The organism is Flavobacterium zhairuonense, from assembly GCF_004352915.1.
GTDB lineage: Bacteria > Bacteroidota > Bacteroidia > Flavobacteriales > Flavobacteriaceae > Flavobacterium > Flavobacterium zhairuonense.
The window spans coordinates 182,773-204,299 of the sequence record NZ_SJSY01000071.1; the positions used below are offsets into that span (position 1 = coordinate 182,773).

The following is a 21,527-nucleotide window of genomic DNA, read 5'->3' on the forward strand; positions in this document are numbered from 1 at the left end:
ATAAAAATGCATTTAAAGGAATTTATAACAAGTACCGAAGAAATTATACTTTATAATGGTCAGCCAGATTTTGCTAAACTAGAAGTTTTAGCCTCAGGTGCAGGAGATATTTGGCATAGTTCGTTTGAGCAAGGATATAAAAATGCTTTTCCAGAACTAGTATATCAGACTGCTGTTTTTTTTATGTTTATTAATGATTTTGACAATCTTGATGAATGTGTAAGTTGGAGAATCAATCCGAATCAATTTGCAGTTCGGAAATCTGTATGGGAACAATTAAAAGGTTTTGATGAAGAATATCAAAATGTTCAACTGAAGGCGCTAGATTTTGGTTACAATGCATTGCGTAATTCTGCGGCGGTTCCACTTTATATAAAAGGGCTTTTTCTAGAAAATTTCCACGAAAAAATTAATATAACGGCAAAAGACAGATATGTTTTTTTTCGAAAAAATTTCAAAATAGATCACTCTGTTTTTATGTTGTACAGAGAAGGATTTTGGAAAAGAAAAGAATGGAATGCTTTCTTTTATGCAAAGAAAAATTTTAGATTATCAGCTAAAAAACCTGTGCTTGAACCTCGTGAATTATTGCCAATTGAAGGGCAACCTACTGTGAGTTATATTATTCCTACAATGATGCGCCAGGATTTTACTTTACAACTATTAAAGGATTTAGCGTCTCAAACCTATCCGCTTTCTCAAGTTGTTGTTGTTGATGCTACTCCTGAAAATGCAAGAGATGAAAAGTTATATCATGCACATGATTTTCCTTTTGAATTAATTGTAAAATGGCAGGAAACAAAAGGAAGCTGCAGAGCTCGAAATGAAGCTATAGGCTTATGCACAGGTGATTACATAGTTTTTGGTGATGATGATGTTCGAGTATTTCCAGATTTTATTGAAAATCATATAAAAACATTACAGACATATAAAGCCGGAGCCTGCAACGGTTTGGATGTTCGAGCCGATAATCAGCAGCAAAATTTGAAAGACTTGCATGATAAGTTGGAAAGGATAAATGAAAATAGATGGAAAGTAGGAGCAAGTGGTATTTTTAGCAATGCTAATTCATGTGTAAAAACAGAATATGTTAAAATGTTAGTGGGTAATGATATCAATTTTGATGGAGGCTACGGAGAGGACAGTGATTTTGGATTGTCATTATTCAAGTTAGGGCAAATTGTTCTTCATAATCCTTTTTCAGCTAATTTGCACTTAAAGCCACCAGTAGGAGGATATCGATTTTGGGGTAGTCAAGCCAAAATTTTAGGAAAGAAAAGAAAAACACAGCCATGGGAATTAGATATCCCTGTAAAGTTTATTCAACCTGTTCCAAGTCCTACAATTATGTATGGTATTGTTAAGCATTTTAGTGCACAACAAGTATTAGAATATAAGTACAAGTACTTTTTTTTATATCTTTTTAAGGGATCGAAAAAAGGTTTTTTATACCGTTTTTTACGAATTCCATATAAAAATCTTCAGTTTAAGAAGTCTCTTTTTTATGCTAAAAGATTAAATAAATTAGGGATCAGACATAAATAGATATGAAATTTTCCTTAATTATTTGTACTTATATGCGTCCGGAACCCTTGCTGAAATTATTGCAATCGATTCAAAATCAAATTTTTTATCCCGATGAAATTTTAATTGTTGATGGATCGTTAAACGATGAAACTAAAACTATTTTAGAGAAAAACCAATTCAAAGGTTTGAAATATTTTTTAGTTGATGATGTAAATCGAGGTCTGACAAAACAACGAAATTTTGGAATTAAGAATGTAAATCAGAGTAGCGAAATTGTTTGTTTTTTAGATGATGACACCGTTTTAGAAATAGATTATTTTGAGAAAATAATAGAAACTTATAAAATATTTCCCGATGCTCTGGGAGTAGGAGGTTATATTTGTAATGAAGTAAAATGGGAGAAAACTTCAGAGCATTATATTCCGAAGATTAATGAATTTTACTATGATGGATGGAAACGAAAAGATGGAAGCCGATTTGTTCTTCGAAAAAAACTTAATTTAGACAGTAATTGTCCACCAGGTTTTTTGCCAAATTTTTCACACGGACGAAGTGTTGGCTTTTTACCTCCTAGCAATAAAATATATAAGGTTGAGCAATTAATGGGAGGTGTCTCATCATTTAAGAAATCTGTTTTTGAGAAGCTTTCTTTTTCAATTTATTTTGACGGCTATGGTTTGTACGAAGATTCAGATTTTACAATAAGAGTTTCAAAAATCGGGGATTTATATTTAAATACAGCTGCAAAATTAGATCATTTTCATGCTCCCTCGGGACGACCAAACCAATATAAATATGGAAAAATGGTCGTTAGAAACGGCTGGTACGTATGGAAAGTAAAAAATCCAAATCCAAGTTTTGGCGATCGTTTCAAATGGAATGCAATAACTATTTTGCTGACGATAATAAGATTTAGCAATGCATGTAAAGGGAGCAAGAAAATAGAAGCTTTTACAGAAGCAATTGGAAGAACAATAGGTTGGTGGAGTTTATTATTCAACAAACCAAAAAATTAAATATTTTTAATTTATAGGCAAGATAAGTTTAAAAATTCATTGCGTTTAAAATGCAACAAAAATATTAATATAAATATGAAATTAGAATTATCTGTATGGACACATCATCTAAATCACATTATCTATGCTTATTTTTATTTTTGTAAAGAAGAGAAAATAAAAGTTGATATTATTTGGAATAAAAATGTAAAGCATACTGGGGCAATATTATATGTAAATCAAAAAACTGCTTTTTTTGATTATCAAGACGATCCTGATTTTATTGATGTTCCTGAAAAATATGATTGTTACTTTAAAAGATCACTTCGTGCTGGTGATCGAAATAAAAATGTTTATCCTCTGAATTTCAATGTTCCAATGACGTACAAAGCTTATTGGCTGTTGATGAATTTAAAATCTGATTTTTTGTTAAACAGATCTAATAGGACAGAAGTTACAAGAGCTCTAGATAAATTTGCATTGTTTACAAATTCTTCTCATTCTGTTTTAGATATTAGAAGATATCCGATAAAAACAAATGATAATGGTGGGAAAATAATTTTTCATACAAGATTATGGAATCCAGATAATAATGAGAATAAAGAAGAAAAAGAACGTAGAAGATATCAAAATGAATTTAGAATTAATGCATGCCGTTTATTAAAAAAAACATATAAAAATGCTTCGGCTGGTTTGCTGGCAGATAATTTATCACGTGTATTAGCGCCAGATTTATTGTTAGATCCAAAGCATTCAGACAAAAAAAATTATCTTCAAACCTTACATAATTATGATATATGTATCGCTGATGATGGATTAAAAAATACGCCAGGATGGAAAATAGGTGAATATTTGTTGTATGGAAAAGCTGTTGTAACTACTCCATTAAATGTTGAAATTGACGATTTTAATGAATATACAAATTATGAAAAATTAAGTACGCGAAATTCATATTTGGAATTGCCCGAAAAAATCGATAACCTTCTTGAAGAAAAAAAGTATTTAGTAATGGGCGAAAATAATTTATTGTGGAGTGATATATATTTGCATCCTAAAAATTATATTAAAAGAATTTTGTTGGTCATCGAAAATAACAGTTAGAATTGAAAACCATTAAATTTGCCATTATAACACACGTTAGCCATGTTCAAAAATCAGATGAATATTTTGGTTATGCACCGTATGTCAGAGAAATGAACATTTGGATTAAGTATGTTGATAAGGTTATTATTGTGGCTCCCATTACAAAATCGAAAGTAACAGAAATTGATATTGCTTACAAACATCATAATGTCGATTTTAGAGAAGTAGCAGATTTTAGTTTTATTAGTTTTAAAAGTAATTTAGAATCACTTCTGAAGCTTCCTTTGATTATTTGGCGAATCTTTTGGGCAATGTATGATGCTAATCATATTCATTTACGCTGTCCAGGTAATATGGGACTAGTTGGATGTTTTATTCAAATTTTATTTCCAAGTAAAATTAAAACGGCAAAATATGCTGGTAATTGGGCTCCGGGAAGCAAACAACCCTGGACCTATAAATTACAAAAGTATATTTTGAATAATACTTTTTTAACTAAAAATATGCAGGTTTTAGTTTACGGAGACTGGAAGAACCAAACTAAAAATATTAAATCATTTTTTACGGCAACATATTCTGAAAATGAGAAAGAAAATATATCAAAAAGCAATTTAAATATTAAAGCAGAATTTATTTTTGTTGGCAGTTTGGTTTCAGGAAAAAATCCTCTTTACGCTATAATGTTAATTAAAGATTTGATTGGAAAAGGATTAAATGCTACATTGAATTTATATGGAGATGGCATTGAAAAGAGTAATTTGGAAATTTATATTAAAGAAAATAAACTAGAAGGACATATTATTTTACATGGAAATCAAAATAAAGAAATTGTAAAAAAAGCGTATCAAAAAAGCCACTTTGTAATATTACCGTCAAAAAGCGAAGGTTGGCCAAAAGCAATTGCTGAAGGAATGTTTTGGGGTTGTGTTCCTCTTGCCACTAAAGTTTCGTGCGTGCCATTTATGCTTGATTATGGGGCTAGAGGTGTTATGCTCGAAATGGATTTGGAAAAAGATTTTACACAAATAAATACACTTCTTAAAAATCATGAAATTTTTATAATGAAAAGTAAGCTTGCACAAGAGTGGTCTCAAACCTATACAACTGATTTTTTTGAAAAAGAAATAAAAAATTTGCTTTAAATCATGAGAATTGTACAACTGATTGATTCTTTGGAAGCTGGTGGAGCTGAGCGTATGGCAGTTAATTATGCTAATGCATTGTCAAGAAAAATCGAATTTTCAGGTTTGATCGCTACTAGAAGAGAAGGGTTATTAAAGAACCAGCTCGATAAAAATGTTGCTTATGAGTTTTTAAATAAAAAGAAATTAATTGATTTAAAAGCTTTATTCAAAACAAGTTCCTATATTAAAAAGCATAAAATTGATCTTATACATGCACATAGCTCTTCGTTTTTTTTAGCTATGCTCGTTAAATGTCTTGTACCAAGAGTTAAAATAATCTGGCATGATCACTACGGAATTTCGCAGGATTTAGAGATGAGAAAAAATCTTGGTTTGAAAATAGGATCACTTTTTTTTACAGGTTCTATTGCGGTTAATTCGTCATTGAAAAAATGGGCAGAGTCTTATTTATGGTGTAAAAATGTTGTTTTTCTTCCAAATTTTATTGAAGACGTTATCTATTCAAATGAAATTCCAATTTTAAAAGGAAATGATGGTAAAAGAATTGTCTGTGTAGCCAATCTTCGTCCGCAAAAAAATCATGAATTATTAATTAACGTCGCGTATTTAATCAAAAAAAGATACCCTGAATGGACTTTTCATTTCTTTGGAAAAGATTTTGAAGATGATCATTCTGAAAAAATCAATAAATTAATTGATGATTTGAAATTAGAGCAATCTATTTTTCTCTATGGTACCGTCAATAATGTTGGTTTTGTGTTGAAACAATGTGATATTGCGGTCTTGCCCTCGTTATCAGAAGGTCTTCCTTTGGCAATTTTAGAATATGGATTGTATAAAAAAGCAGTGATAGCGACAAATGTTGGCCAAATTTCAAAAATAATAACTTCAGAAAAGAAAGGGTTACTTGTTGAATCTAATGATATAAAACAATTTTCAGAATCAATCATTAGACTGATCAAAAATGGCGAGGAAAGAGCAGAAATGGGATTGAATTTGTATAATGTTATTGAGTCAGAATATTCTCAAAAATCAATTATTGGGAAGTACTTAATATGGTTGAATTCTTTGACTAATTTTGCTCCCAAAATTTCAATTTAATTGTTTTGATGAAAAATACCAAACTTTCATATTTTTTTCTTGTCATAATTCATGCATTTATTGCAGTGACAATTTTTATAATGCCAATTCTTTCTAAGGTTTATGCTTTACTAATTCCTATAATAGGTTTTTTTATCGTCTTAACAACAAAAAACAATAATAATGAAGTTTTGCTGGTTTGTGCATATTTGGTTGGAGCAGAAGTTTTTTTAAGAATGACAGGCGGAAACTTTAACAATGAATATGTCAAGTTTAATCTTGTTTTTTTCATGTTTCTTGGCATGATTTATAAAGGTTTCTCTCCAAATTCATTTGTTTACTGGTCTTTCTTAATTTTGCTTATTCCATGTATTCTAGTGACGTCGACTGCAGAAGGTTATAATTTTGATGTAAAGAAATTATTGTTTTTTAATCTTTCTGGACCAGTTTGTTTGGGTATTTGTTCCATATATACTTTTAGTAGACGGATTCATTTCTCGAGTTTCCAGAAGATTCTTTCTGTGATGGGATTGCCAATTTTAACCACGACAGTTTATCTGTTTCTTTATAACCCGAGTGTGAGAGATGTAGTTACAGGAACAGAGTCTAATTTTGAAACTTCCGGGGGATTTGGGCCGAATCAGGTTTCGACAATTTTAGGTTTAGGAATTTTTATTTTTTTTACACAATTGGTGTTGTTTTCAAAATCCATCAAAGAAATAGCTTTAAATACGTTTCTATTAATATTTATAAGTTATCGTGGAATTGTGACTTTTTCAAGAGGAGGAGTGATAACTGGAATTGTAATGATTATTTGCTTTTTGTTTTTGGTGTATCGATTTTCTAATGCAAAAGGGAAGAGGAAATTTGTTGTGGTGGCTGTTTTAACAGCATTAATGGGAATTGGAATTTGGACCTATAGTTCTATTCAAACCAGTGGGCTTATAGAGAAACGTTATGCAAACAAAGATGCCCTAGGAAGAGATAAAAAAAGTAAATTAAGCGGTCGTGAAGAAATTATGGACTCAGAAATTAAGCTTTTTTTAGATAATCCGATTTTAGGTGTAGGTGCTGGAATGGGTAAAGAAATACGAAAAGAATCTGGAACCGTAATCGCCTCTCACAATGAAATAACCAGAATGCTAGCAGAGCATGGAATATTTGGTGTTTTTGGCTTGATGATATTGTTTATAACCCCACTTATTCATTTTCTGAATAATAGACAACATCTCTATTGTCTGTCTTTTTATCTTTTTTGGCTCTTAACTATAAATCATGCTGCAATGCGTATTGCCGCGCCGGCATTTATTTATGCCTTGTCGCTACTTTCTGTGCGTATTACTTTCCCTGAAAAAGCTGAAAAATCAGAAGGTTAAATTATAATTTTTATAATACATTTGCGTTGAAGAAAAAGTCCCCAACTTTAAAACTTACAACTTATTATGGCACAAAAAAAAATGCATTTCGAGATTTCGGAAAGGAAAATATTATTGCGCTTTTTTGATGCTGCTTTTATTTTAACAGGCTTGTATGTATTGCATTTTTTGTTTGATAATCGCTATTATATTTTAGATTGGAATTATTTTTATAGACCAATTATCCTCATTGCTTATATTTTTATTTTCGGAGTAATCTTCGAAATGTATAATCTCCAAGTTTCAAGCAATCAATTTCAAATACTTCGAAGCGTTGTTCTAACTGTTTCCGCTTCCATTATTGTGTATTTATTTACACCTATTTTATCACCAGAACTTCCAAAGAAACGTTTGGTAATTCTGGTTTTTTATTTTACAGTGCTTGGCGCATTATTACTATGGCGATTTTTTTATGCTATTTTTTTGGCCTCGCATCGTTTCTCACAAAATGTTGTTTTAGTATGCGACAAAGATCAAGTCGAAGGATTGGTATCAGATCTTGAAAATGTTGATCCGCATTATAATATAATTGGGTTTGTGAATTCTGACTCTGAATCTAATGAAGATAGCAATTTTAATTACGTTAAAGGGATTAACAAACTAGACTTAGAGGATTTTGTACACAAAAATAATATTTCTGAAATAGTTATTGCAGCTCAAAAAACAGATGGAATTACTGCAGATCTTTATCAACAGTTGCTTCATTTGTTAGAATCTGGAAATATTATAAAAGAGTACACACATGTCTATGAAAGCAAAACGCAGCGTATTCCTGTGCATTATATCGAGCGCGATTTTTATCGCTTTTTCCCGTTCAGTCGAAGCAATAGTAATAAATTATATTTGGTTTTAATTCGGTTGATAGAGTTTGTTCTCTCTTTTGTAGGTCTGGTATTTTGCGTTGCTTTTATTCCGTTTATTTTTATTGGAAATCTTATAGCGAATAAAGGGAGCTTGTTTTATACACAAGAAAGAGTGGGTAAAAATGGTGTTGTCTTTAAGATCTATAAGTTTAGAACCATGATTGAAAATAGTGATGTGAACGGTCCTTTTGCACAATCAAATGATAAAAGAGTTACACCATTTGGAAGATTTATGCGCAAATCGAGATTAGATGAACTTCCACAGTTTTTCAATGTTTTGATTGGTGATATGGGTGTAATTGGACCTCGTCCTGAACGTCCTTATTTTGTTACCGAAATTGCCAAAATAATGCCTTTTTATGAAACAAGACACGTAATCAAACCTGGATTAACAGGGTGGGCTCAGGTAAATTATTCTTATGGAGAATCTATTGACGAGAGTTTAGTAAAACTGCAATATGACTTGTATTATATTAAGCACCGAAGTATTTTTCTAGATTTAAGCATTACATTCAAAACCATTACGACGGTTTTGTTTTATCGCGGACAATAAATTTTAGATAATAATCGGAATACGTTTTTTATTTCTGATCGCTACTCTTATTAAAACAAATCCGCTGGTAATAATCATTGGCAAAACAATGAAAAAGTGTGCTTTGTTAATTAGGAATAAAGTGTATGCAAGTAAAAAAAGTACATGCAAAACGGCAAATCTATACGTCCATCTTTTGTTTTTCAGAAGTGAGAAAACAAGCAAAATCAACAATAACGGACTAAACAAAAGAACATTGTAATTCATCGCCAATTCGTGGTGAAAAGAATAGAATCCAACGGTAACAAAAAAGAGTCCCATTAACGACAAAATCAAAAGATAGATTTTGTCGACCACTTTGTTTTTTGCCAAGATTATAAAAGCCAATACAACAAGATAAGTATAGACATTATTCCACCACGATGAGGGTGTTTCTTTCTCAAAACTCAAAAGCGTCTGGCTTTTTCTAGCTAAGGGATGTCCATCAAAAATAGTTTTCTCTAAACTGTTTTTTAGTTCAAAAGGCAAGAATATTTTGGTTCCTAATTGATCTACTTTAGTTCCAAAAATAATGCTGGTTCCTAGTTTATCATAAAAATGTCCGTCAAAATAGGGAAATAATATCGAACGATAGGTTTTGTCAGTATCACCTTTTTTTGTGATTATTTTGCCATTTAAAGTCTTATTGATAATATCCACAACCATCGAAGTACAGTTTTTATCAATAAATTTATAAGTGTAATAACGATCTTCCGAGAGCAAAGTAGCATTTAAGTTGTCAAAAAGCTTTTGTTTGAAATCTTGTGAGATTAGTAATTCTTGTTCAAAAACGCTTCGTTTCTCATAATTGTATTCATTCATAAAATCAATAAAGGGATGCACAATCACAAAATATTGAAGATCTCCTTTTGCAAATTTGGCAACAAAATTTGGCGTTCTGAAATCAAATGCGCCATAATTATAAACGTAATCAATATTGTTTACAGGATCAGCAACGCGAATTGCAGTATGACCGAAATAAGAATAAGTTTCGTTTCCAAGTCCGCAGGTCAGAACACTTATTTTAGCATCTTTAGATAAAGGCAAATTTTGGCTGTAGCCAATGAAACTCATTAAGAATAGTAAACCAAAAAGTGTTTTTTTGAAAAGGACATTTTTCATAATTTAAAATTTTTAAGAAGTTTTATTGAGTTGTAAAAATTATCTAAAGATACCTAAATCTACTTTTAGGGAAAAAATATTTGAATACAATGCTGCACTTTGATTTCCTAAATCAGTCAAAGCATAATCGACTTGAATGCCTTTGTATTTAAAGCCAAGGCCAATATTGGGTTGAAAATTTATTTTTTCGGTATTGTCCAATTGCATTACATTCTGAAAATTTCCTGCGCCAGCTCTTAAAAAAACAAGGTCAGTATAGCCAAACTCAAAACCAATTGCAGGATCAATACTTACGGCTTTTGAAGAAATAATATCATTTGTTTGCTCGAATCGCATATTCAAATTTACAGCAGTCATAAGGCTGTAATCATTGTGAAAATCAAATTTTCGTGAAACTCCTAATTGTGCTTTTGGCAAAGTTATCTCGGTACTTTCCGGCAATTCGTTGTTTTCTCCCGGAATTGCATTGGCGATTTTGGCATATTCTTCTTCATCAACATTCCAAATGTTATAAGTAGTTGTAATATCGCGAAGCATTAATCCGAATTTCCAGTCATTTCGCTCAAATTGCAGACCAACATCAAAACCAAAGCCCCATGAATTGGCAAATTTTCCAATAATTCTTCGAATCACTTTTGCGTTTACTCCATATTGAAAACCTTCGACAGGCAATTTTCTTGCATATGAAAATGTAAAACCATAATCGGCAGTAGAGAACAAGCTGATTCGGTTATAATCGATATTTCCTTGACTGTCGATTAATTGAGTAGTATCCATAATGTCATCAACACCAAAACGAATCATCGAAATCCCCCAAGCACTTCTGTCATCAATTGGGCTTGCGTAACCAATATAATCGTATTGTGCAATATTGGCGAAATAATTCGCATGCATTAGTGAAATTTGATGATCTTCCAGATTGATCAAACCTGCTGGATTCCAGTAAACGGCGTTGACATCATTAGTAGAAGCCACAACAGCGCTCGACATTCCTAATGCAGCGGCATCAACACCAATATTCATAAACTCATTCGAATATTTTCGAACGGTTTGTGCATATTGTGCAGTAAAACTCCAAAATAATAAAAGCGCAAAAAGTTTTTTCAACTGATGTTTATTTGCAGACTGAGGCCTGTTTAAAATTTTTACCAAAAATATAATTTTTTAGTCATCTAATTTTCGTCCTTTCGATAAATATCGACAAAGTTGTAATTTGAAACTTCTTTTTAATGTACTCGTTTTCTAACTAATATGTGAATTCATATAAATTGTTTAAATAATTTATTAATAAATGTAAAAATGGCATGTTATTTTATACGAAATTTGCTCTCACCATTATCAAAATTTAAAAAGATGAATATCAAAAAACACATTCCTAATTTAATTACCTTAATAAATCTTTTCTGTGGCTGTGTAGCCATTGTTTTTATTTCCAAAGCTGATTATGAAATGGCTTTTTATATGGTTTGTTTGGGAATTTTCTTTGACTTTTTTGATGGTTTTTTCGCCAGATTATTCAAGGTCTCAAGTCCGCTTGGTCTGCAATTGGATTCTTTGGCTGATATGGTGACAAGTGGTGTTGCGCCTGGTTATGTGATGTACAGCCTTTTTTCGGAAAGTGCACATGAATTGGGAACAAATCCAGCGATTCCGTTTCTTGGATTTATTGTGACTTTGGGTTCGTGCTATCGATTGGCAAATTTTAATATCGATACACGCCAAACAGATTCATTTATTGGTTTGCCAACTCCTGCAAATTCATTGTTTATTTTAAGTTTGCCTTTGGTTTTGCAATTTTCAGATTCATTGATATTGCTTGAAATCCTGACAAATCAATGGGTTTTATTGGTAATTACATTATGTAGTGCTTATGTTATGAATGCTGAAATTCCGTTATTTTCTTTAAAATTTAAGAAATTTAATTTGAAAGATAACGCATTGCAGATCGTGTTTTTAGCAATTTCTCTTGCATTGCTTTTTTTACTCCATTTTGGAGCTATTCCGGTAATCATTATATTTTACGTTTTATTATCTATTATCAATAATTTGTTTTTGAAGAAGTAGTTCCTATTGTAATGGCAAGAAAAACAACTTACCGTAAAACATATTCAAGAAAACCAGCTGGAAGATCTTTCTTCAGTAAAGTTATCCGCTTTCTCGTATTCTCCTTTCTGGCTGTTATTTTCGTTTTTGCAATTTATCATTATCGTAAAGGACTAGCTTATTACTTAGGATTTAAATCGGAAAAGGTTTTAGAGGAAGATGAGGTTGATAAACATCTTTCTGACGTGAGAAATATTCGCGTTCTCGAAAATCATAAGGGAAAAGTAATCGGAATTGATGTTTCTGAATTTCAAGGAAAAGTTGATTGGGAAGAGGTTGAAATCTTAGACGAAAAATATCCAGTGCAATTCGTTTTTATTAGAGCAACAGCAGGAAACGACCGTGTAGATGGTCAGTTCAAACGAAATTGGGAAGGAGCGAAGGAAAATAAAATCATGAGAGGCGCTTATCATTATTATCGTCCGAATGAAAATTCTATTGAGCAGGCTGATCTTTTTATTAAAACCGTAAAATTGCAGAAAGGCGATCTTCCTCCAGTTTTGGATATTGAAAAATTGCCAAAAAATCAGCCTTTAGACAGTTTGAAAAAAGGCTTGAAACGTTGGTTGACCAAAGTCGAAAAACATTATCAGGTTCGCCCAATAATTTATTCTGGAGAACGATATTATTCAGATTTTTTAAAAGAAGAATTTAGCGAATACTTATTTTGGATTGCCAATTACAATTTCTACAGAGAAAAAATTGAGGATGACTGGTTGTTTTGGCAGTTTACAGAAAAAGCTTCTCTGCCGGGAATTAAACATCGTGTTGATGTGAATATTTACAACGGCGATTTAGAGCAATTGCAGTTTATTGCTGTAGAGTAGTTTTTCAGTCTCAGTTTTCAGTCTCAGTTTTCAGTTCTATTGAGACTGTAAACTGCGACTGCGACTGAATACTTTTTTTAAAATTCAAGTTTCTTTTTACGAAGTTCGAAGTTTTGACCAAGATAAACACGGCGAACCATTTCGTCTTCAACAAGTTCTTCTGGAACTCCTGCTTTCAAGATTCCTCCTTCAAACATCAAGTATGTTTTATCGGTAATTGCCAAGGTTTCCTGAACGTTGTGATCTGTAATTAGAATTCCAATATTTTTGTTTTTTAACTGCGCTACAATTCTTTGAATATCTTCAACCGCAACCGGGTCAACTCCCGCGAAAGGCTCATCCAGTAAAATGAATTTTGGATCTGTAGCCAATGCACGAGCAATCTCTGTACGACGACGCTCTCCTCCAGAAAGTAAATCGCCTCGGTTCGTGCGAATATGTTCCAAGCTGAATTCTTCAATTAAACTTTCCATTTTAGCGATTTGGGCTTCTTTAGAAAGTTTTGTCAATTGCAGTACGCTTAAAATGTTGTCTTCAATACTCAATTTTCTAAAAACCGAAGCTTCTTGTGCTAAATAACCAATTCCTTGCTGAGCACGTTTGTACATCGGATAATCGGTAATATTCAAATCATCAAGATAAATGTTTCCTTGATTTGGTTTTACCAATCCAACGATCATATAAAAAGAAGTTGTTTTTCCAGCACCATTCGGACCCAAAAGCCCCACAATTTCTCCTTGATTTACTTCAACAGAAATTCCTTTTACAACACTTCGGCCTTTGTATGTTTTGATTAAATTATCGGCTCTTAGCTTCATTTGTTTAATGTGAAAATTAGATAATGTGAAAATGAGATAATTAAAAAAAACTAAATCATAATCAATTTTATAATTTGATTTGAAAGGCAAAATAAATTTAAAATAATCGATTTGGTAAATCAATTAACAAATTATTGCGTTTTCAAAACTTAGAATTTGTATTTCAAAATTAAATAATTAGCATATTTCAAGAGAAATTATCTAATTATCAAATTGGCACATTTTCTAATTATTTGCCTTGCTCTTCAAGTGCTTCCCAAAATTCGTAAGCTCTTCTTAAATGAGGAATAACGATTGTTCCGCCAACAAGAGTTGCGATTCCCATTGCCTCCATCATTTCTTCTTTAGAAACGCCTTCTTTATAACTTGTTTCTAAATGGTATTTTACGCAGTCGTCACATCTTAAAACTGTAGATGCAACTAAACCTAAAAGTTCTTTTGTTTTTACATCAAGAGCGCCTTCTGCATAAGCATTAGTGTCAAGGTTGAAAATTCGCTTTACAATTTTGTTGTTGTCAGCTAGTAATTTTTCGTTCATTTTAGAACGATAGTCGTTAAATTCTTGTACGATATCAGACATTTTCTTTCATTTTATTTCTATAAACAATCTTCGAAATAAGGATACTTACTTCATAGATAATCAACATCGGAATAGCCACAATAGTTTGGCTTACTACATCCGGTGGTGTTACGATTGCGGCAATAATCAAAATGATTACTACAGCATATTTCCAATATTTTCTTAAGAAAGTAGGGGTTACTAATCCTAACTTGGTTAAGAAATAAATAGCGATTGGCAACTCAAAAAAGATTGCGCTTCCGAGAATACTCGTTTTGACCATTCCCATATAAGATTCAAGCGTAAATTGATTTTTTACAATATCACTTACCGAGAAAGTAGCAACGAAATTCACTGACATTGGGATTACCACATAATACCCAAACAATACTCCTAAAAAGAAAAGTAAAGAGGAAACGAAAATAAACACTTTAGCATTTTTTCTTTCCTTTTCATACAGTGCAGGACTGATAAATTTCCAGATTTCCCATAAAATATAAGGGAAACTCAAAATGAATCCAGCTAAAAGACACATCCAAACAAAAATGTTTACCTGGCCTTCCATTTCAGTATTCTGAATAATGAAATTCAATTCCGTTATACAAATGCTGTCTGCAAATCCTAATGAATGTGATAAGTCGCAAAACCAAACATAAGTAAAAAATGTTGGTCGAATTGGACCTAAAATAATTTGATCAAATAAATAATCACTCACAAAATAAGTCACAAATGCCATAATGCATATTGCAATTGTACTTCTAACTAATAACCATCTAAGTTCTTCAAGATGGTCTAAAAATGACATTTCGCCAAGATTTTTCTTTGCCATTATACGATTCCTTCTTTTAAAATGTCATGTAAATGTAATACTCCTTTATATTCGCCATTGTCGGCAACGATTAGCTGTGTGATAGAGAAATCTTCTAAGATATTCAAAGCATCAACAGCCATTGTTTCTGATGAAACTAATTTTGGGTTTTTCGACATTATGTCTTTTGCAGTCAGGTCAGCGATTGAATCTCTGTCATTCAGCATTCGTCTAATATCTCCGTCGGTAATAATTCCGACAATTTTATTGTCTTCAATTACGGCAGTTACGCCCAGTCTTTTTTCGGAAATTTCGAAAATTGCTTTTTTGATTGAAGTTTCTGGTGTAACCATTGGTTTCAACGAGTGCTCAATCATATCTTTAACTCGAAGCAACAATTTTTTGCCTAAAGCACCACCAGGATGATAAATTGCAAAATCTTCAGGTTTAAAATCACGCATTTCCATTAAACAAACCGCAAGCGCGTCACCCATGACAAGTTGCGCTGTTGTACTGTTTGTTGGTGCGAGATTTATTGGGCAAGCTTCAATTTCGACAGTAGTGTTCAAAACATAGTCTGAACCTTTGGCTAAAAATGAAGTAATATTTCCTGTCATTCCAATTAAAGTATTTCCGAAACGTTTTAATAATGGAACCAGAACTTTAATTTCTGGACTGTTTCCGCTTTTTGAAATACAAATAATGATGTCTTCATTTTGTATCATTCCTAAGTCGCCATGAATAGCTTCTGAGGCATGTAAAAACATCGATGGAGTTCCTGTTGAATTAAAAGTTGCGACCATTTTCTGAGCGATAATAGCGCTTTTTCCGATTCCTGTAACGATCAAACGGCCTTTGCATTCATAAATACGCTGAACCGCTTGGTAGAAATTTTCGTCAAGAAAATCAATTAATTTTGTAATTGCCTCACTTTCAGATAGTATTGTTTTTTTGGCAATCGCCAATATATTTTCTTTTGTGATCAAAACAGAATATTTAAAATTTGTATGTATAAAAGAAAGTTGTATCTTTATGTGTTGCAAATTTATACAAAAATATCCATTAAAATAAAGAATGAATTCAAACGAAATTGAAATACACAAGGAATTAAAGAAGTATTTCGGCTTTAGCCAATTTAAGGGCTTGCAGGAGCAAGTCATTACGAGTATTTTAGGTAAGAAGAATACTTTCGTAATTATGCCTACGGGCGGTGGAAAGTCTCTTTGTTATCAATTACCCGCTTTAATTCAGGACGGAACAGCTATTGTTGTTTCACCCTTAATTGCTTTGATGAAAAATCAGGTCGATGCGATTCGAAGCCTTTCTTCAGAAAACGGAATTGCGCATGTACTCAATTCTTCTCTAACAAAAACAGAAATTGCCCAAGTTAAAAAAGATATCAGCTCTGGTTTAACCAAGCTTTTATATGTTGCTCCCGAATCATTGACTAAAGAAGAGTATGTGGCGTTCCTGCAAAGTGTGCCAATTTCTTTTGTTGCAATTGACGAAGCACACTGTATTTCAGAATGGGGACATGATTTTAGGCCGGAATACAGGAATTTAAGAAATATTATAAAACAACTAGGTAAAGTGCCAATTATTGGGCTTACCGCAACTGCAACCCCAAAAGTTCAGGAAGATATTCTGAAAAACCTTGATATGTCTGATGCTAATACTTTTAAAGCATCATTCAACAGACCGAACTTATTTTATGAAGTTCGCACAAAAACGAAAAATATTGAATCGGATATTATTCGATTTATCAAACAACATAAAGGCAAATCTGGAATTATTTATTGCTTGAGCCGTAAAAAAGTAGAATCGATTGCCGAAGTTTTACAAGTGAACGGAATTAGTGCCGTTCCTTATCACGCAGGTTTAGATGCAAAAACACGTGCAAAACATCAAGATATGTTTTTGATGGAAGATGTAGATGTTGTTGTAGCAACAATCGCTTTCGGAATGGGGATTGACAAGCCAGACGTTCGTTTTGTAATTCACCATGATATTCCAAAATCGCTTGAAAGTTATTATCAAGAAACAGGTCGCGCTGGCCGTGATGGGGGCGAAGGACATTGCCTTGCTTATTACTCTTATAAAGATGTAGAAAAGCTAGAGAAATTTATGTCTGGGAAACCAGTTGCTGAACAGGAAATTGGTTTTGCGCTTTTGCAAGAAGTTGTGGCTTACGCCGAAACCTCAATGTCGCGGAGAAAATTCCTTCTTCATTATTTCGGAGAAGAATTTGACAGCGAAACGGGCGAAGGTGCAGATATGGATGACAACGTTCGAAATCCTAAACATAAAGTGGAAGCCAAAGATCAAGTGGTCAAATTGCTTGAAATTGTTCGCGATACCAAACATATTTATAAGTCAAAAGAAATTGTGTTTACTTTAATTGGACGCATAAATGCTGTGATTAAAGCACATAAAACTGATACGCAATCCTTTTTTGGATCAGGTTCTGATCATGATGAGAAATATTGGATGGCATTGCTGAGACAAGTTTTGGTTTCAGGTTATTTGTCAAAAGATATTGAAACTTACGGCGTTATAAAAATTACAAAAGAAGGTTTAGATTTTATCAAAAAACCGGTTTCGTTTATGATGTCTGAGGATCACGAATACACTGAGGCAGATGATGAAACGATTGTAACAGGAGGAAAAGCTTCAGGTACTGCTGATGAAGTTTTAACCGGAATGCTTCGTGAGCTTCGTAAAAAAGTAGCCAAAAAACTGGGAGTTCCTCCATTTGTAGTTTTCCAGGATCCTTCTCTTGAAGATATGGCTTTAAAATATCCGATAACCATACAGGAATTGTATAATATTCATGGTGTTGGTGAAGGAAAAGCCAAAAAATACGGAAGCGAGTTTGTTGCTTTAATTAGCCGTTATGTCGAAGATAATGATATTATCCGTCCGGACGATTTGGTTGTAAAATCTACGGGAGTAAATTCTGCAAATAAACTTTACATCATTCAGAATATTGATAGAAAATTGCCTTTAAGTGATATCGCTTCTGCGAAAGGACTTTCTATGGATGCTCTGATTAAAGAAATGGAGCAGATTGTTTATTCTGGAACCAAATTAAATATCAAATATTGGTTGGATGATATGCTAGATGATGATCAACAAGAAGAAATTCACGATTACTTCATGGAATCAGAATCAGATAAAATTGAAGACGCACTTAAAGAATTTGATGGTGATTATGATATTGATGAATTGCGTTTAATGCGTATTAAGTTTATCAGCGAAGTTGCTAATTAATTCTCAGCATGAAGTTTTATAAACTGCTTTTTGTTTCATTTTTATTGTTATCGTTTAAATCTTTTGCGACAGCTCAGGTTCCTGATTATTTGATTGTTGGTAAAGATACTTTAAGGATTCAATCGAACCCATTAGAAGGATATCTTAAGGACCATCCAATTCCGGAAAATTTAATAACAAGTGTTTCTAGTGCTAATTGGAGAGGTTATATTGCCTATTTTAAATTTTTGAACGGAAAATTAGTTGTAGAGAATATCTATAAAGAAGACTATGTCGAGAAAGAAAATGGCAACTCGAGTTTTTCTTTGGTTTCTATTTATAAGGAGATTTTTGGCAAGCAGAAAAATTTTGAATGCAATTTTTATTCTGGATTGCTGATTTGCCCTTCTGGGAAAATGTTGCAGTACGTTCATATGGGATATAGTTCATTGTATGAAAACTATGATCTTATCGAAATAAAAGATGGCGTTAATGTAAAATCGAAAAAGTTTACAGCTGAAGAATTTCAGAAATTCAGGAAAGATTATTTTAGATATTTTAAAAGTACAGAAGAATATAAAATCAGATTTAATGAATTTAAAGAAATGGGATTTAGTCCAGAATATTCGAACAGTTCATTTTTAATAGTAAATCCTGGAACTGGAAGAGAAAATGAATCTCTAAAGAAAAAAGAAGCTGAATTTAAGGTTGGAAAACAAATCGATTCTTTTATGTTTGCTTTTTTTAATGATTATATAAAAACAATAGAAATTCCAACTAAATAATTTTATGAAAAAAAACTCGTCGGCATTTAAAATAGTTGTTTTAGCGCTATTATCAGTTTTAATTTTTAGTTTCTCATTTGATAAAAAAGAACAAGATTCGAAATTAGTCGGTATTTGGAAAGGCTTTGAGAAAGATGCGCAAATTGATGGTGTCGAAAAACACTGGATACAACAAAGATTTGCTGACGGTACCTATATGATAATGTTTACTGCAAAAGAAAACTGTGAAATAGAAACTTTTACAGAAAAAGGAAAGTGGTGGACTGAAGACGGCAAGTTTTATGAAGCTTCGGAAAGTAGTAAAGACATTGACATTTATAAATATGAAGTCAAAAATGAAGAAGAAGTTCAATTTAAAAGTGTCAAATTATTAGGAAAAAATAATGATACCTATACATTTAGCGATTATAAACTTGATTTGAAATAAACAGATAAAGACTCTCATAAAAAAATCCAAATTCCAAAGCTATTATACAGTTGGAATTTGGATTTTTTAATTGGAATTTAAAGCATTGATTATCCTTCAAATAGTTCTCCACGATGCGGTTTTAAAGCATCTCGTACCTGAATCATATTTTCATCGGTTACAACCATAAAAGCGGTCGCATGCATATCGTTTAGGATTGTAAAACCCGTAATATTTATTGGAAGCTTTTCAATAACAATGTATTCTTTAAGATGAATTTCGTGATGTTCTGCTGTTTTTGCAGAAGCAGGCCCGCGGAAATCCCAGATTAGTTTTATTTTTCTAGACATTTTTTTTAAAGGTTCAAAGTGACAGAGTGACAAAGGTACAAAGTCTTTTTTAAAGGTTCTAAGATTCTGAGATACTAAGGTGCTGAGTTTTTTCTGTAGAGGCGTACTGCAGTGCGTCTCTACGATACTCTTTGTGATAAAATCTGTTTAGATCTGTGCAAATCTCTGTGCAAATTTTACGGTAGAGATAATCTCATTTAAAAATGTTATTTTTGCATCTTCTTTTCATAGAAAGAAAAGCTAATAAATAAAATACAATGCCAAGAGAACTTTTACTTCAAGTTACACCAGAAATTGCTGCAAACGAATCTTTGCTAAAAGACTATTTGTCTAAGCAGATTAAAGTTTCTGTTCAGGAAATTCAGCACGTTTCGATTTTAAAACGCTCTATTGACGCGCGTCAAAAAGCGATTAAAATCAACTTGAAAGTTATTATTTATCTGAAAGGCGAACCTTTTCAGGAAACTAAAATTGAACTTCCTATATATAAAGATGTTTCCAATGCGCAGGAAGTCATTGTAGTTGGAGCAGGTCCGGCCGGACTTTTTGCGGCTTTGCAATTAATTGAATTGGGCTTAAAGCCGATTGTGCTTGAACGTGGAAAAGACGTTCGTGGACGCCGACGCGACCTTAAAGCAATAAATCGCGAGCATATTGTAAACGAAGATTCAAATTATTGTTTTGGCGAAGGTGGAGCTGGAACTTATTCTGATGGGAAATTATATACACGTTCTAAAAAGCGTGGCGATGTTACTAGAATTTTAGAACTTTTAGTAGCTTTTGGTGCTTCTGAAGATATTTTAGTTGAAGCGCATCCGCACATTGGAACCAATAAATTGCCAAAAATTATTGAAGATATCCGTAACAAAATTAGAGAATTTGGCGGTCAGGTTTTGTTTGAAACTCGTGTAAGCGATATTTTGGTAAAGAATAATGAAGTTGAGGGAATTGTAACTCAAAACGGAGATAAGATTCTTGCCAACAAATTGATTCTGGCAACAGGACATTCAGCGCGTGATATTTTTGAATTATTAGATAAAAAGAAAATTTTTATAGAAGCAAAGCCTTTTGCTTTAGGAGTTCGTGCAGAACATTCACAAGAATTAATTGACAGTATCCAATACAGCTGTGATTTCCGTGGAGAGCATTTGCCTCCAGCGCCTTATTCAATTGTAAAACAAGTAAACGGTCGTGGGATGTATTCGTTCTGTATGTGTCCGGGTGGTGTAATTGCGCCTTGTGCTACAAGTCCGGGTGAAGTGGTTACAAATGGTTGGTCGCCATCGAAACGTGATCAGTCAACGGCTAATTCTGGAATTGTGGTTGAGTTGAAATTGGAAGACTTTAAACCATTTGCAAAATTTGGTGCTTTGGCCGGAATGGAATTTCAAAAAAGCATCGAACAAAAAGCTTGGCATTTAGCTGGACAAACTCAAAAAGCTCCAGCGCAGCGAATGATCGATTTTACAAAAAGCAAAGTTTCGGCAGATATTCCGAAAACTTCATATGTTCCAGGAACCACCTCGGTTGAATTAGGTCAAGTTTTTCCAGGATTTTTAACGCAGATTATGCGTCAGGGATTTCAGGAATTTGGAAAATCAATGCGAGGTTATTTAACCAATGAAGCTATTTTGCATGCGCCAGAAAGCCGAACTTCATCACCAGTAAGAATTCCGAGAGATCCTATGACTTTAGAGCATTTGCAAATAAAAGGATTGTATCCGTGTGGAGAAGGTGCAGGTTATGCTGGCGGAATTATTTCTGCAGCAATTGATGGAGAAAAATGTGCTTTGATGATTGCTGAGGCTTTGAGGTGATAAG

Annotated in this window: 20 protein-coding genes; 13 read left to right on the forward strand and 7 right to left on the reverse strand. The window is 32.7% G+C overall.

All coding sequences use genetic code 11. The features are described 5' to 3' along the window. Nucleotides 1-6: 6 nt before the first annotated feature. The 7 genes from EYY60_RS09805 to EYY60_RS09835 all read left to right on the forward strand — a co-directional run bounded on the left by EYY60_RS09805 (nucleotide 7) and on the right by EYY60_RS09835 (nucleotide 8,661). The gene (locus EYY60_RS09805) at nucleotides 7-1,545 is read left to right on the forward strand and encodes a glycosyltransferase family 2 protein (protein WP_132989172.1); all 1,539 of its coding nucleotides are present in this window, start codon (nucleotides 7-9) and stop codon (nucleotides 1,543-1,545) included. Between the two features lie 2 nt (nucleotides 1,546-1,547). Continuing rightward, on the forward strand, nucleotides 1,548-2,543 hold the full coding sequence (locus tag EYY60_RS09810; protein WP_132989173.1) for a glycosyltransferase family 2 protein: 996 nt from the start codon (nucleotides 1,548-1,550) through the stop codon (nucleotides 2,541-2,543). A gap of 75 nt (nucleotides 2,544-2,618) precedes the next feature. Then, nucleotides 2,619-3,623 carry a hypothetical protein gene (locus tag EYY60_RS09815; RefSeq protein ID WP_132989174.1) on the forward strand — a complete coding sequence of 335 codons (1,005 nt, stop codon included), beginning with the start codon at nucleotides 2,619-2,621 and terminating at the stop codon, nucleotides 3,621-3,623. A 2-nt stretch (nucleotides 3,624-3,625) separates the two neighbouring features. Further along, nucleotides 3,626-4,747, forward strand: a complete 1,122-nt coding sequence (locus EYY60_RS09820) for a glycosyltransferase (RefSeq protein ID WP_317128859.1) — start codon at nucleotides 3,626-3,628, stop codon at nucleotides 4,745-4,747. Between the two features lie 3 nt (nucleotides 4,748-4,750). Further along, nucleotides 4,751-5,851, forward strand: a complete 1,101-nt coding sequence (locus tag EYY60_RS09825; protein ID WP_132989175.1) for a glycosyltransferase — start codon at nucleotides 4,751-4,753, stop codon at nucleotides 5,849-5,851. 8 nt (nucleotides 5,852-5,859) lie between these two features. Continuing rightward, nucleotides 5,860-7,206: an O-antigen ligase family protein gene (locus EYY60_RS09830; RefSeq protein ID WP_132989176.1), complete on the forward strand. Its 1,347-nt coding sequence runs from the start codon at nucleotides 5,860-5,862 to the stop codon at nucleotides 7,204-7,206. 63 nt (nucleotides 7,207-7,269) lie between these two features. Further along, nucleotides 7,270-8,661 carry a sugar transferase gene (locus tag EYY60_RS09835; RefSeq protein ID WP_132989177.1) on the forward strand — a complete coding sequence of 464 codons (1,392 nt, stop codon included), beginning with the start codon at nucleotides 7,270-7,272 and terminating at the stop codon, nucleotides 8,659-8,661. A 3-nt stretch (nucleotides 8,662-8,664) separates the two neighbouring features. Here the strand turns inward: EYY60_RS09835 and EYY60_RS09840 are convergent, their stop codons facing one another. After that, nucleotides 8,665-9,801: a lipoprotein N-acyltransferase Lnb domain-containing protein gene (locus EYY60_RS09840; protein WP_132989178.1), complete on the reverse strand. Its 1,137-nt coding sequence runs from the start codon at nucleotides 9,799-9,801 to the stop codon at nucleotides 8,665-8,667. A gap of 39 nt (nucleotides 9,802-9,840) precedes the next feature. Further along, a complete protein-coding gene (locus tag EYY60_RS09845) occupies nucleotides 9,841-10,908 on the reverse strand; it encodes a putative type IX sorting system protein PorV2 (protein WP_449404171.1) in 1,068 nt (355 codons plus the stop codon). A gap of 246 nt (nucleotides 10,909-11,154) precedes the next feature. Here EYY60_RS09845 and EYY60_RS09850 point away from each other — a divergent pair, with 246 nt between their 5' ends. Beyond that, nucleotides 11,155-11,865, forward strand: coding sequence for a CDP-alcohol phosphatidyltransferase family protein (locus tag EYY60_RS09850; RefSeq protein ID WP_132989179.1), 711 nt, complete (start codon nucleotides 11,155-11,157; stop codon nucleotides 11,863-11,865). A gap of 11 nt (nucleotides 11,866-11,876) precedes the next feature. Beyond that, nucleotides 11,877-12,731 (forward strand): glycoside hydrolase family 25 protein, encoded by an 855-nt coding sequence (locus EYY60_RS09855; protein ID WP_132989180.1) that lies wholly within the window; start codon nucleotides 11,877-11,879, stop codon nucleotides 12,729-12,731. Between the two features lie 77 nt (nucleotides 12,732-12,808). Here EYY60_RS09855 and lptB read toward each other — a convergent pair whose 3' ends face one another. From lptB to EYY60_RS09875, 4 genes are all read right to left on the reverse strand, one after another. Continuing rightward, a complete protein-coding gene (lptB, locus tag EYY60_RS09860) occupies nucleotides 12,809-13,549 on the reverse strand; it encodes an LPS export ABC transporter ATP-binding protein (protein WP_012022391.1) in 741 nt (246 codons plus the stop codon). Nucleotides 13,550-13,778: 229 nt separating this feature from the next. After that, nucleotides 13,779-14,129 carry a carboxymuconolactone decarboxylase family protein gene (locus EYY60_RS09865; RefSeq protein ID WP_132989181.1) on the reverse strand — a complete coding sequence of 117 codons (351 nt, stop codon included), beginning with the start codon at nucleotides 14,127-14,129 and terminating at the stop codon, nucleotides 13,779-13,781. Continuing rightward, complete coding sequence (gene tatC, locus EYY60_RS09870; RefSeq protein ID WP_132989182.1) at nucleotides 14,122-14,937, reverse strand: twin-arginine translocase subunit TatC; 816 nt, start codon at nucleotides 14,935-14,937, stop codon at nucleotides 14,122-14,124. Before tatC ends, EYY60_RS09865 begins: the two co-directional genes overlap by 8 nt. Continuing rightward, nucleotides 14,937-15,902: a KpsF/GutQ family sugar-phosphate isomerase gene (locus EYY60_RS09875; RefSeq protein ID WP_162847870.1), complete on the reverse strand. Its 966-nt coding sequence runs from the start codon at nucleotides 15,900-15,902 to the stop codon at nucleotides 14,937-14,939. The genes tatC and EYY60_RS09875 overlap by 1 nt, the downstream gene beginning before the upstream one ends. An 88-nt stretch (nucleotides 15,903-15,990) precedes the next feature. On the opposite strand from EYY60_RS09875, the gene recQ reads away from it, so the two are divergent. From recQ to EYY60_RS09890, 3 genes are read left to right on the forward strand one after another with little or no spacing between them, the layout of a single operon-like run. Beyond that, nucleotides 15,991-18,186: a DNA helicase RecQ gene (gene recQ / locus EYY60_RS09880; protein WP_132989183.1), complete on the forward strand. Its 2,196-nt coding sequence runs from the start codon at nucleotides 15,991-15,993 to the stop codon at nucleotides 18,184-18,186. An 8-nt stretch (nucleotides 18,187-18,194) separates the two neighbouring features. Continuing rightward, nucleotides 18,195-18,950: a hypothetical protein gene (locus EYY60_RS09885; RefSeq protein ID WP_132989184.1), complete on the forward strand. Its 756-nt coding sequence runs from the start codon at nucleotides 18,195-18,197 to the stop codon at nucleotides 18,948-18,950. A gap of 4 nt (nucleotides 18,951-18,954) precedes the next feature. Beyond that, a complete protein-coding gene (locus EYY60_RS09890) occupies nucleotides 18,955-19,377 on the forward strand; it encodes a hypothetical protein (RefSeq protein WP_132989185.1) in 423 nt (140 codons plus the stop codon). 89 nt (nucleotides 19,378-19,466) lie between these two features. Here the strand turns inward: EYY60_RS09890 and EYY60_RS09895 are convergent, their stop codons facing one another. Further along, entirely contained in the window at nucleotides 19,467-19,706 is a 240-nt protein-coding gene (locus EYY60_RS09895) for a hypothetical protein (RefSeq protein WP_132989186.1), read from the reverse strand. 257 nt (nucleotides 19,707-19,963) lie between these two features. Between EYY60_RS09895 and EYY60_RS09900 the strand changes: the two genes are divergently transcribed. Continuing rightward, on the forward strand, nucleotides 19,964-21,523 hold the full coding sequence (locus EYY60_RS09900) for an NAD(P)/FAD-dependent oxidoreductase (RefSeq protein WP_132989187.1): 1,560 nt from the start codon (nucleotides 19,964-19,966) through the stop codon (nucleotides 21,521-21,523). Nucleotides 21,524-21,527: the final 4 nt, after the last annotated feature.

Bases quoted from the DNA above. Each gene is read 5' to 3' on its own strand.
- EYY60_RS09865 (WP_132989181.1), bottom strand. From the start codon at position 14,129: ATGTCTGATATCGTACAAGAATTTAACGACTATCGTTCTAAAATGAAC.
- EYY60_RS09825 (WP_132989175.1), top strand. From the start codon at position 4,751: ATGAGAATTGTACAACTGATTGATTCTTTGGAAGCTGGTGGAGCTGAG.
- lptB (WP_012022391.1), bottom strand. From the start codon at position 13,549: ATGAAGCTAAGAGCCGATAATTTAATCAAAACATACAAAGGCCGAAGT.
- EYY60_RS09840 (WP_132989178.1), bottom strand. From the start codon at position 9,801: ATGAAAAATGTCCTTTTCAAAAAAACACTTTTTGGTTTACTATTCTTA.
- tatC (WP_132989182.1), bottom strand. From the start codon at position 14,937: ATGGCAAAGAAAAATCTTGGCGAAATGTCATTTTTAGACCATCTTGAA.
- EYY60_RS09855 (WP_132989180.1), top strand. From the start codon at position 11,877: ATGGCAAGAAAAACAACTTACCGTAAAACATATTCAAGAAAACCAGCT.
- EYY60_RS09895 (WP_132989186.1), bottom strand. From the start codon at position 19,706: ATGTCTAGAAAAATAAAACTAATCTGGGATTTCCGCGGGCCTGCTTCT.
- EYY60_RS09830 (WP_132989176.1), top strand. From the start codon at position 5,860: ATGAAAAATACCAAACTTTCATATTTTTTTCTTGTCATAATTCATGCA.
- EYY60_RS09815 (WP_132989174.1), top strand. From the start codon at position 2,619: ATGAAATTAGAATTATCTGTATGGACACATCATCTAAATCACATTATC.
- EYY60_RS09890 (WP_132989185.1), top strand. From the start codon at position 18,955: ATGAAAAAAAACTCGTCGGCATTTAAAATAGTTGTTTTAGCGCTATTA.
- EYY60_RS09810 (WP_132989173.1), top strand. From the start codon at position 1,548: ATGAAATTTTCCTTAATTATTTGTACTTATATGCGTCCGGAACCCTTG.
- EYY60_RS09900 (WP_132989187.1), top strand. From the start codon at position 19,964: ATGCCAAGAGAACTTTTACTTCAAGTTACACCAGAAATTGCTGCAAAC.
- recQ (WP_132989183.1), top strand. From the start codon at position 15,991: ATGAATTCAAACGAAATTGAAATACACAAGGAATTAAAGAAGTATTTC.
- EYY60_RS09885 (WP_132989184.1), top strand. From the start codon at position 18,195: ATGAAGTTTTATAAACTGCTTTTTGTTTCATTTTTATTGTTATCGTTT.
- EYY60_RS09805 (WP_132989172.1), top strand. From the start codon at position 7: ATGCATTTAAAGGAATTTATAACAAGTACCGAAGAAATTATACTTTAT.
- EYY60_RS09850 (WP_132989179.1), top strand. From the start codon at position 11,155: ATGAATATCAAAAAACACATTCCTAATTTAATTACCTTAATAAATCTT.